The sequence below is a fragment of the Delftia sp. WSY_12 genome (assembly GCF_043104645.1).
GTDB lineage: Bacteria > Pseudomonadota > Gammaproteobacteria > Burkholderiales > Burkholderiaceae_C > Comamonas > Comamonas tsuruhatensis.
In genome coordinates, this window is the sequence record NZ_JBICKW010000022.1 from 532,241 (window position 1) to 543,723 (window position 11,483).

4 protein-coding genes and 1 pseudogene are annotated in these 11,483 nt (G+C 60.6%); 3 read left to right on the top strand and 2 right to left on the bottom strand.

Going from position 1 to position 11,483, the window contains the following annotated elements:
* Positions 1 to 3: 3 nt before the first annotated feature.
* Positions 4 to 3,741 carry an SAV_2336 N-terminal domain-related protein gene (locus ACF8LI_RS14735; RefSeq protein WP_392414259.1) on the top strand — a complete coding sequence of 1,246 codons (3,738 nt, stop codon included), beginning with the start codon at positions 4 to 6 and terminating at the stop codon, positions 3,739 to 3,741.
* A 99-nt stretch (positions 3,742 to 3,840) separates the two neighbouring features.
* Here ACF8LI_RS14735 and ACF8LI_RS14740 read toward each other — a convergent pair.
* Positions 3,841 to 4,216, bottom strand: a pseudogene (locus tag ACF8LI_RS14740) (TrbI/VirB10 family protein); the annotation flags it as partial.
* 1,006 nt (positions 4,217 to 5,222) lie between these two features.
* Here ACF8LI_RS14740 and ACF8LI_RS14745 point away from each other — a divergent pair.
* Positions 5,223 to 8,675, top strand: a complete 3,453-nt coding sequence (locus ACF8LI_RS14745) for a hypothetical protein (RefSeq protein WP_392414260.1) — start codon at positions 5,223 to 5,225, stop codon at positions 8,673 to 8,675.
* Positions 8,668 to 11,127 (top strand): hypothetical protein, encoded by a 2,460-nt coding sequence (locus tag ACF8LI_RS14750; protein WP_392414261.1) that lies wholly within the window; start codon positions 8,668 to 8,670, stop codon positions 11,125 to 11,127. Before ACF8LI_RS14745 ends, ACF8LI_RS14750 begins: the two co-directional genes overlap by 8 nt.
* On the opposite strand, the gene ACF8LI_RS14755 is transcribed toward ACF8LI_RS14750, so the two are convergent.
* Positions 11,055 to 11,483, bottom strand: a 429-nt coding sequence (locus tag ACF8LI_RS14755) for a LysR family transcriptional regulator (RefSeq protein ID WP_392414262.1), incomplete at its 5' end; no start/stop codon positions are given. The two genes, ACF8LI_RS14750 and ACF8LI_RS14755, sit on opposite strands and share 73 nt — an antisense overlap.

Genomic DNA, 11,483 nt, shown 5'->3' on the forward strand with positions numbered 1-11,483 from the left:
CGCGTGAAGATCGGCGACTTCGTCCGGACCCTGCAGGCAATTGGACTGCAACCGGACCTCCTTGACCTACGCGACATGCTGTGGCTGGCGCAGCAGATCACCGTCGAACCGGGAACCGCGCCGGCTGCTGCGGCGACACGAAACGGCGGGCCACTTATGACAGGGCGCGACTCGATACAGGCACAGGCCTCGACGGGCGGAGCCGAAGCTCGCTTTAAGTCGCTCGCCGGAACAGGAGAGTCAGATGCCGCGCCATCAGCGCTCTACGCGTCGGGAAGCAGCGGCGACGCAGATGGCGGCGCGGCACGACGAGTGCAGTTGCGCGGCGCGCCCGCGTTGCCCGATGCGCTGGCCATCGGACGCGCGCTTCGGCCGTTGTCGCGCCGCCGTTCCGGCAATCGGATCGAACTCGACGAGCGCGCCACCGCCGAGTTCATTGCCGACACCGGCCTGCGCACGGCGGTTTGGCGGCCAGCTTTCGAGCGCTGGTTCGACATTGTGGTGGCGATCGACGAGGTGCCGTCGCTCGCGGCATGGCGCCCGATGGTCTCGGAGTTCGAACGCCTGCTGCGTAGGCAAGGCGGGTTCCGTGCCGTGACGACGGTGTTCCTGAGAGCATCGAGCAGCGGCATCGCTGCATTCTCCAAGGACGCGCACAAACTTAGCGCGAGCGCACTGCAAGACCGCAACGGCCGACGCATCGTGTTGGTCGCTTCCGATTGCACTTCGTCGGCATGGCGCGGCGGCGCGATGGGGAAGTGGCTGAAGGCCGTGGCCGAGAGCGCGCCAGTGGCCGTCGTCCAGTTGTTACCGCAAGCCCTGTGGCCCAACACGGCGACCGGCTTCGCTGAGTTAAGGACCAAGTCGCCGCGTGTGGGCACGCCGGGGGCCCAGTTGCATGTCAGGCTCCCGTCGTGGGCGCACGGCGAGCCCGGAGTGGTGGTGCCGGTGCTGGCGCTGGAGCCCGCAGCCGTCGCGGCCTGGGCCCGCATGACGACCGCCGGAGGCAATGCTTGGGGTACGGCGGCGCTTTTCCCACTTCCAGATGGGGAAGACCCCGTTGCGGGACAGGACCAGGCGGCAGACGGCGATGTCATCGGCCCGGCCCGTCGCGCGACCAGCTTTCGCGCTAGCGCCACTCCGGACGCGCAGCGGCTGGCGGCCTATTTTTCGGTTGTGCGGCCCCTCACGCCTCCTGTCATGCGCGTGATCCACCAAGCGATGGCGCCAGCGAGCGGTGCCGTGGCGCTAGCCCAAGTGTTCCTTGGCGGGCTTCTGCATCCAGTGCGCACGGCAATTGCGAACGCGCCGCCGATCGCAGAGGACGAGATGGAATATGACTTCCACCCCGGCCTGCGCGACCGCCTCTCGGACGCGCTCACGCCTCGCGACTTCGTGCAGGTGAATCTCGCTCTGCACGAATTCCTCCAGCAGTGCACCGGTACCGCGTTCGATTTCTTCGCCTTGCTCGAGGACCCCGGCGGCTCGGCCCGCCTGCCTGCGGCCGCAATGCCCTTCGCGCAGTCTGCACGCGCGTTCGCGCGCCGGTTCACGCAGGAAGGCGCGTCCAGCGAGCCTCCCCCGTTGGCGAAAAATCAATCGGTGGCGCAACTCGCAATCTCGCTAAATGGAGCCACACTGACCTTCGTTTATCGCACTATGCAGGGCCAACTCACATTGCGACACAACCTGCCGCAGGCCGCGACAGTTCTGCTCGACAAGGTTCTCACCGGCGCGCAGGATGAAGATGTCCACACGCTCGCGAAGCTCGTGGTGCCGGCCGGCTTGCAGGACACCAATGCAATCGTGAACGGCCCTGATTTCGTCGAACTGCGGACGGACATGCAGACAGAGCCATTCCCATGGGAAGCGTTGATCCGCAGCGAGCATACTGCCGCGTCCGCGTTGCCGCTGGCGGTCGCCCGCGGCCTGACCCGGCGCGCGAGCGTGGCGGACACCAGAGTTCCGGACGCTTCGCCGCGCGCGCGCTACGCGTTGGTGATCGGCGACCCGCTGGCCGACACTCCGACGCTCCCGCAATTGCCTGGGGCTCGCCGGGAGGCGGAGCGGGTTGCCGCGCTGCTCTCGAAGGCACTGCAGCCCGACGGTGTCCGCACGCTCATCGCCAAGGGTGCGCAGGAAATCTTGAACGCTCTATTCGAGAGAGACCTGCGTGTGCTCCACATCGCCTCGCACAGCGTGCTCGCACCATCGAACGGTCCCAACAATGTGCCGACGAGTGGCATCGAGCGGCGAGTGCAGATCGTGCTCGACGCCCAGACGCGCCTCGGTTTGAATGAGTTCCATGCAATGAAGCGCGTGCCCGAACTCGTCTTTCTCGGGGTCCACCATGGCGCGGCGATGGGCCCCTCCTTGCTTGCCATGGGTACGAAGGTCGTGGTGGCACCGATCGGATTGATTGACGATGAGGCAGCAACGATATTTGCCATTGCCTTTTTCGAGTCCCTGACAAAGGGCGCCGCCCTCATCGAGGCCCTCCGCGATGCACGGCAGCATTGCTGGCGCACACAGCCGTCCAACGAAATCTGGGGACGGTTCCAGTGCTTTGGCGATGCAGACTGGCGGCTCGTCGGTGATATGGCGCAGCTCCCGGAAATGCCCGCGCCTTCGGAAGCAGGGCTGCGCCCAGAAGAGAAGAAGCGCCCCGAGATCTTCGTGAGCTATGCGCGAGACGACCACGCGTCGCCCGTGCCCAACGACGGTTTCGAGGGATGGGTTACGGTCTTGGCGAGCAAACTGCGAGACACATTGGCAGTCTTCGTCGACAGCTCTTCGATCGGGAGCGGAGACAACTGGGCCGATGCGCTCTCGGCCCGAATCGACCGATGCGATGGAATGATCATCGTCCTGTCGCGTGCTTACCTGCGATCCGAGTGGTGCAGGCGTGAGTTCGAGCAGTTCCTGGCACATCGACCAGGTCGGCGCTACGTGATCGTCGAGATCGAGCCTGTCGATGCTACCGCTCTGCATCCAGCGTTGGGAGACCTGCCGAAAATCAGATTCTGGCAGGACCAGGGAGGCGGCCACAGGCCGAGTCGCGTCGAGCCCTCCGACCCAGTGTTCGTTCGGCGGATCAACGAGCTCCGTCATGCCTTCGATGCGCCCGAAGCTGCTAAGGCGGCCGATACGCCATCCACCGATTCGCCAAGAGCCTGGGTGCTCGTCGCCGGCACCGGCCGGAAGAACAAGCTAAGCGCCAAGCTTGCGCAGACCTGCGACGCCCTCGGCACCTCGCTCGCGAAGGCCGGCTTCGGTGTCATTACGGGTGGCTGGCCTGGCGTTGACGAGGCGGTGGCGCGCGGGTTCGCCCAGGCAACGCCGGGTGGGCCGAACGCAATCGAATCCCGTCTGGTCCACGTCGTGGGCACGGGCGAAAAGTCGGCGTTTCCATTGGGAGGCGTGGTGGAAGTCTCACCAGGGGAGGCCGAATACAACGAAGCCATCGGTCGCGCAGCGCTCGTAGTGCTTGTGGGTGGTGCCGGTGGGACCCTGGAGATCGCACACCGGGCCCAAAGGGCTGGCCGCGCCGTGCTCCCGCTCGCCGACACAGGAGGCGATGCGAGGAAATACCACCGGCAGATGACGTCCGAACCGGTTCCCGGCGGCTTGGCCGGAGTCGGCGCTGCAGACCTCGCCGCTCTAGCCCAGCCCGCACCGCAGGTCGTGGCCGAAGCCGTCGCGATCATTGAAAGGCTGGTGGCACATCGGCCACAGACCTGAGTGCTTCCGCGACCCCTCGTTGCGATGCCTTCGTTGGAGAGCTCAATCCCAAGAACCTATATCCAGCGACATCATCTTGCTTGTGAGTCATTCCAGCACCGCCAGCCAAGGTGCGCCCCCAATGCCGGTCCACGTCGTCCTCTAGCCCGGCATATCCCGCCGGGTCAGTGCTCACGAGGTTGTCCAGCGTCAGTGACGGCGTATCCGGCAGGGTTACACGGTTCCACACCATCTGCACCCGGCTCTGCCCATAGCTCACCTGGCTGTTGTACTTGCCCAGGATGCGCGAGCCCTGCGGGGTCAGCAGGAATTTGCCTGTGGCCGTGTCATAGACCGGCTCCGTCACCGTGGCGATCACATCACCCGGCAGGTCGGACTTGATGCCTGTCACCAGCGCCGCGGCGATCACCGTCCCTGCCATGACCTGGTAGGGGGATGCCGGCATCTGCAGGTTGCCGGAACTGCGGGTTTGTGTGACGTCGTGTCGGTCGATGCTACGAGCACGCTGAGACCCGAGTTCGAGCGCCAGGCGCGCAACGAAGGTCACTAGACAAGGCCCACGACCAACCATATTGCTGACGATCCCGACGTCAACGCTATCGGAGGGGCCATCAAACCGAGGGCTTTCCGGACGGCTTCTTACCGCTCGTGCCGCCGATCCCTGTCATCGCCACCATACTGAAAGCTCTCTGCTTGCGTTGCGCAAGCCTTCCCGGCCCCGCCGGGCGTCGCAGTCATCACCTGCCAGAGAAAGGTCACACGCCTTTGCGTCTCATCTCCTGGGAGCACTGCTCTCAGGTCGGAACGACCCTATATCGACGCATGATCGACTGAGCTTCGTGTGAGGTGGCGGGATCGATGCTTCGCGAATTGGCCGTCTTCAACCCTCGAGGCTTGATTGCGCGATCGAACAGCGCAATGCAGAACTGGGCAGAGTTGAAACGGGATCGGAAGCGAATGCCATCGACTTCGGGAAGCCTGTGCGCATGCAGTAGCTGAGACCAGCGGTGCGTGCGTAGATAGGTGCCGATTCATTTCGGCAGTGGTCTATCTCCCTTTCGGAGCGTATTGGAGTACTGTGCAATGACGGCACAAAAATAGTTGCGCAATGGACCGCCCTCAGGCAACTTACTCTCTGAGAACTTGAAGGTGCACTTGAACGTGGCCGGTTCGTTAGAAGAGTTGAGCTGGCTACCACTAAGCTGAGAAATCCTGTTCGCAGCAACGCACAGGTCAGAGACGCTGCTGAGCGGCCCCTCAATGAAGGCACCAGAGAAGGCTGCTCGGCCTTTGATGCCCAAAACTAGCCTAAAAATGGGATGGAGCGAAAGATGGATCTTCGATCGGTATCAGTGCCAGGTGACTTTCCAAGAGTCGTCCAAGGGATGCTTCAGAGGTTCTTCCAGAGCCTACTTCAGGACGATGTCCAGCCCTGGTTAGAGGAGACAGTCTCGAGTGCAGCGACAGCGGCAGAGTTGCGGATGAACGAAGAGTTGAAACTGGTCTCCAAGGGCGAGACGTTCAATTCATTGCTGGTCGTTGAAGCGTCGGCTGACACGGTCACCCTGCTTTTCGAGCGCAGCGACATCGATGTCGCATATCCGGTTTTTGACACCTTCCCACCGAGAATGGAATCGGTCTCAGGTCTCAAAATTGACTTGCTGCGGGCTGCTATCGAAATCAAAAGACACGTCAACTTCACGAAGCCAAATTCGAGCTTGGTTGAAGTGGTCGATCTGAAAGAGTTCACTCTTGAAGTCTCTTTGAAACGCACGCCCTACCTATTTCGGATTGGTGGCGGGATGGACAAGCTTCTGCACATGGAGCAGTACCTTGTCGGCGTGGATCTGACGGAGGTTGGCGTTCGGTTCCGAGGTTACCTCGCAAAGGGCCCCGGTGGCTTCATCATCTGGGTGCACTCCAAGCTTCCCCACCCAATTCCCTTGGGTACGACCAATCTTGCACTACAGGGTCTCGGCCTCGAGTATGGGGAGCGCTTTGCGCCTAGGCTTTCGTCGGGAGTTCCAGCTGACCCTATCGAAGAGATGCGCAAAGCATCTGCTATCGACTACGTCAATTGGGCTACCAGCAGCGAGCTGAAAAAGTGGGTTCCGGTTTCTCAAGACCTGCGGATCATTGGTATCACAGCCGACATTGGAGATGCGATCACCGGCGGAAACCTCCTCGTTGCACGCTCAGCGGGCATCGCATATCTCAGCTGGGGACCAACCCTAGTAATGCAGGGCTTTCTGCGCTTCCTTGACACCGAGATTGCCACGGTACTAGGGGCCATCGATTTTGAGTCGAGGTCCATGGACCTTCATGCGAGCACGCACATCGTTGTATTCGAGGACTGGCTTGAGTATGAGGGAAGTGTTGCACTCAGCGCGTCCTTGGAAGATGAAAGCCGAACCTGGATGGCTGTCGGCGGCTTCGATATGGATGGATGCGCGATGGCCATCGTGAAGGACGGTTTCGTCTTGCGAGGCGGCTTCAGGGTTATTCCTTCCCAAGGGGCTGCAGTGCGCGGAAGAGGACAGATCCGAGCGAAGGCTGACTTCCTGGGGCTGGAAGGAGGATATAGCTTTTTTATCGCCATAGCTGGAAGCATTGGCTGGAATCCAGCTGAATTGGGCGGGCAATTGGATGTCGGCGGATCTGTCTGGATCAAATTCTGGGGTGTGAGACTGGGCGTCGCCGTCATGAGCTCGCTATCGCTGCAGGTTCCCAAACCAAGACAGCTGAAACTGGCCGTGGAGTTCACGTTCGAGCTTCCCTGGCCAATGAGCGACATCCATATCCCAGTCACGGTCCTTGACTACGAGGATACAGAGGTCAGCAAGCCTCAACCTGGCCTTGCCCTAGCCGCTGACGCTGCCATTGGGTACTTTCATGCATGCAGTGGCACACAGGGAAAGTTGGGGACGACCGTAGAGAACGTTTGGCCGGACGTCTCCTTCGAGCTGCCATTTCTGCACAAGGCGACCGGCGCCCCAAACATCGTCAACCGCGAATCAACCGATGGCTTTGCGAGAGAGGCAGGTATCACCACCACCAACGTCTTTACTGAACTGACCATCTACCGAATTGACGAGGCTACCGGCAATTACGAACTTGTGCAGGGCGTCAATGCTTCTTGGCTCGGCCTGAAGCGTGCTTCTGGTTGCGCCAGGTCAAGCAGGCTTGCCATACCGTCCAATGAACCACTCGCGTGGCAGCAACGGTTTGACTACTCACGGCCCTCGACCGCGCAGCCCTTGGAGGAGGAGTGGCTTCAAACGTTCGGTGCTGGGCCGGACTTGCAGATCGCCCTACCTCCCAGCGGTCCGGCATACTTTGAAGCGGAGGACCTGTGCATCACTTCAAGCAACGGCTTGCGATTGCACAGGGTGCCTTGGGGGGAGCCTTACCCTCGAGTGGTCTTCTGCCTGAACCCAACAATCAATGTCTCGCGCGAGAACGAGGGGGTTCGGTGGAACCTGCCAGTGTTGCGCTATGACATTCGTCTCATCGCAAGCTCTACACCCAGGTTGCGGGCTGACGGGCTCGCCGCGGTAGTTTCGCTGGTGCGCGAACTCGATGGCAACTTCTCGGAGTGGTCTGCGGTGTTTGAGCGGCAGCCCGCTGATCGCTTTGCTCCGTTGAGGTTGGAAGGTAGCGAGAACGACATCTGCATCGCAGCAGTTGGATACGTGCTCAGCGCCGTCGAAGAGTACAAAGGGGGTTCTCAAAGCACTCTTCAACCGGGCCTATATAAGCTCCGCGTCGAAGGATTCACAGTTGCGCACTATGGCAGTAGATCCGCCAGAACTGACTGGGCCAGCGTGAATCGTCTATTCCGAGTGATCCAGCCGCCCAAGCTACGGCCGTACATACGCTATGCGACGTTCGGGGACGAACGGGCATTCGAGGTGCAGTATGGCGGCTGGAACCCGAACCCCAGCGGTTTTGGCTTCGGCCACTATCTTGGGCATCGAGGCGTCATTCGTTTTTGGGTCTCCTACCTCTCTCAGATCTATCCTAGCTTGTGGATCGAACTGGGGGATGGCTCGCCCCAGGTCGAGGTCCATGCTGTTGCATGCAGCGATGGGTCCACAGCCGGAGGTCTTCTTGGAGCCGAATGGTCTAGCCTCAGCGGCGGTGTGACTCAACCTGAACAGGAAATAGTATTTGACCTGCCGAGGACGCCCGGACAGTATCTGCTCAAGATCTATCGGGACGACGCTAGCGCACGCGTGCAAATCGACGAGTGGCCTTACCGTGTTTCCGCGTACGAGGGGCCTCTGGAGCACCTGCAGCCAGCAAACGCCTTGACCGGTGCCTGGGGTCCATTCGGGCACTCGTCTTTGAGCATCAAGGCCACTGCGGCCTTGCCCGGAGGTTTTGACTTTGACACTGTCCCACCGGCCCAACTCCTCGCCGGCTGGGCACTGCCATCTTGGCTGCAAGCACAGGAGGGGATTTCGCACGTTGACGGGAGCCTCGCATTCTTGCGGTTGATGCATTGGGCTGGAGTGCTGGATGCTCCCCCTGCATTTCCACCGCGAGGCGTGCTACAGCCCGCGTCCGGACCCAGTGTGGAGATGCTCCTTGACTCGGGTAGTGCGCCACTAGGTTTTCTACTCCGCGCCGCAGAGCCTGTTGACTGGCGTCGGATCAAGGTCACAGTGACGCACGGGAGTGCCACTCCTGCAACAGATCGGCGCTTTGGGGTCCGTCTGCTGCCGTCCCCAGATGGATGCTCCGCTTGCGCACTGATGCTTGCCGAAGCCGTGCTGGTGCGCGCGCCTATTGGGTTCTATGCGGTTCGGGTGAGCTTCCAACATAGGCTGGGCGTCCTGCCTGCGTTGATGAATGGCCCAAACCCTTCTATGGTCGCGAGCATCTTCACCTACACGTTTGAGCAACCTATTGGGAGAAGCTGGAATGTTTGACTTCCTGCCGTGTTCACCAGCCGCGCCCGTCGAATGCCCTACACCGTTCGCGCTTCGCGTGTCGGGTTGGATTGATGCGTCGAACATTGGCGACGCCGCGATTGATGCGCCGCATGTGCCGCCTGGTGGTATGCGACTGCGTTGGAACTGCCCTTTCCTTAACCCTGATCCGACGGCGAGGATTGGCTATCCAAACCGGTTCAAAATTTACCGCACAGACAACCTGGTCGGACATGGCTTATTCGAGCCGAAGCCCAACTGCGGCCAGATACCACGCACAATCGCCCCACCCAGCTTTTGGCACAACGCCTTGCGGACCTCGGACAGGACATACGTGGTCGGGATTGCAGCCTGTGACTACGCTGATGGTGTGTACATTGAGCTGAGCTCCCGTGCGCAGCCCCTGCGCATCGCATTGAGCGATACGAGCGGCCAACGCCGCATCACAGCTGAACTCACTCCCGGCGCTAAGTTTTACTACGAGATGGCTGGCCTGCATTCGGTCACGTTCTCTCATCCGCCGGCACTGGCAGCACCGATGCAAGTCTTGCACCTACATGGGAACTTGAAAGGACTTGACGCTCGCCTGCTTGCCACCATTGACGCGCGAGCCTGGGTGAACTCCGATTTGGGTGTGATCAGCGAACGCTTCGCAAATAGCGCCGGCCATAGCTCTGTTTCACTGGATGCCAATGACTGGCAGATGCTGCGCACCGCAGGGGACCGCGTCATTCAAGCCCACGATACAGGCCTACCGGTTCCTCGCCAAGAGCTTGATTCGCTGAACGCCCGTGCGGCAATGCGCTGGGAAGCCGCTTTACTCATGGGCTGGGGTTTCATGGATGGCGAGCATCCTGCAAGTCCTGCCGTAGACCAGATCGCAATACCACTGATGATGCCCAAGGGCACAAAGGGCATCTTCGGCTACCAGATCATTGCTGAGTTTGATGACAGCGCTGCGATCCCAGCGAGAACCGCGTTGAGCAACCCTTTCTTTGTATCAGCGAGTCCACTGGCTTCGCTTTCGCCACCGCGCGCGAAGTTGCTTTCCGCCCCAGTAGCCGAAGGTCGTTGGGTCAACGAGGTGACGCCTGGATCGGTGCCGTATCAGCCAACCTTCGACAGCAAAGGACAGGAGACAGTTCAATGTCAAGTTGCCTACGAACTGGAGACGGAAAATACCGCCAATGAGCGAGTTCTCCTTACTCCGACCGCCAGCGCCAGCGCTATCACTGGCACCAGCTTCGAACCCATAGGTGACCTCGGCGCCGGCGCCGGCGATCCGCCCACTTTTATTTCCGGCTTTGTCGCAGTATCCGAACGTTGGCTTGATTTCGAAATCCCGTTCTATGACAGCGTGGTCGGAGCTGGCGTTACAGTGCGCGATGCTTGGGATCGACGCTTGGCATGCCCTGGCCTTGCACCATTGGCCCCCTCCATAAAGTACTACGGTCTGCCTCCATCGCTAGAGTCTGCGAAGTGCGATGGCGTTTCTGGATTGGCCACTTTAGCGCTTGCCAGCATACCAAGATGGAGTGCCGACGCTTTGGCAACGCATATGCGTGGCGACATCACATTGTTGGCGCGCAACCCGAAAGTTACGCAGGCGGAAGTAAGCTTGCGAATTGGGCCACCCTTCCTCCAAACGCGCGGCCGATGGGGAGCCATCATGTCTGCGTCGCAGAGCGCCGAAGTGCAGGCACAGTTGGTGAATGGGATGCTCATGGCGGGCGGCTATCTGTATCGAATCCTAGGCTTTTTCTATAGCTCTGCTGGGGAGCCGATTTGCACCTTTGAGGCGAACGCGCAATGCGCCGGCGAAGGGCTATATTCGGTTGCGCATGGCTGGATTGATGCTGTCATGCGAGAAGCCGATGGAAGCGAGAGGCTGTGGGTCCCAGTTTCCGAGATCGGCATTGGGCCTGACGGGTTGCCAGCGGTCGGCGCGAAGTCGTTCCTCATATCTACTTTTGCACATCCAACTTACAGCACGACTTTCTGGTTTGCCACGAGGGTTACACTGGCGTTCCAAGGACAGCGATTCAATGGTCCAATTAGTCCGGCGGTGCCCGCACCGTACATTCATTCACCACCACCTGACGTGACCGCTTGCTGCACCGTCAAACAGATCGGCGTCGACTACTACGGCCGCGGATTCGTTCAGATTGAGGCCACAACATGTGACAGTTTTGATTCCGGGCTGCACATCAGTGTGATTCGCGCTGCCTCCAACGTCCAGGGCCAAGATGAGCTGTCCCGGCTACGAGTGCCTGGAATATTCGGCCCTCAATCTACTCACCTAGAGACAGTCCTCTTCCAAGGGTTCAGCGAGCTGGCCCAGGCACGCGACGGCGGGGATTTCACTCTGGGGTTGGCTTCTCACCGGCCACAAGATGGCGCAGAGAGCAAGCCAGCTTTGAAGACCTTTTTGGTGCGAAAGGTGGAGCGGTAATGCTTTTGTGAGAGATCAACACGGATTTCAGAATGCTGCCTCATGAAGTCCGACAGATGGCGCGTAAGCGTGTGGATGCCAAAGCTCACTGGGGCGTTCAGTCTGAGCAGGCCAGAGGGCTTGGCCAGCGCTTCGGCAGCCATTCCCTCGGCATTCGCGACTTCCTCGAGGATGGCGCGTTCTCTCTCGAGATAGAGGCGGCCAAAATCGGTGAGGCTTTGCCGCCTGGTTGTGCGGTGCAGGAGCTGCATCCCCAGGTGTTCTTCCAGCGCCTGCACATGTTTTCCCACCAACTGAGGCGACATGTGCAGCACGTCAGAAGCGGCGCGAAACGACCCCATGTCTGCCGCCTGGGG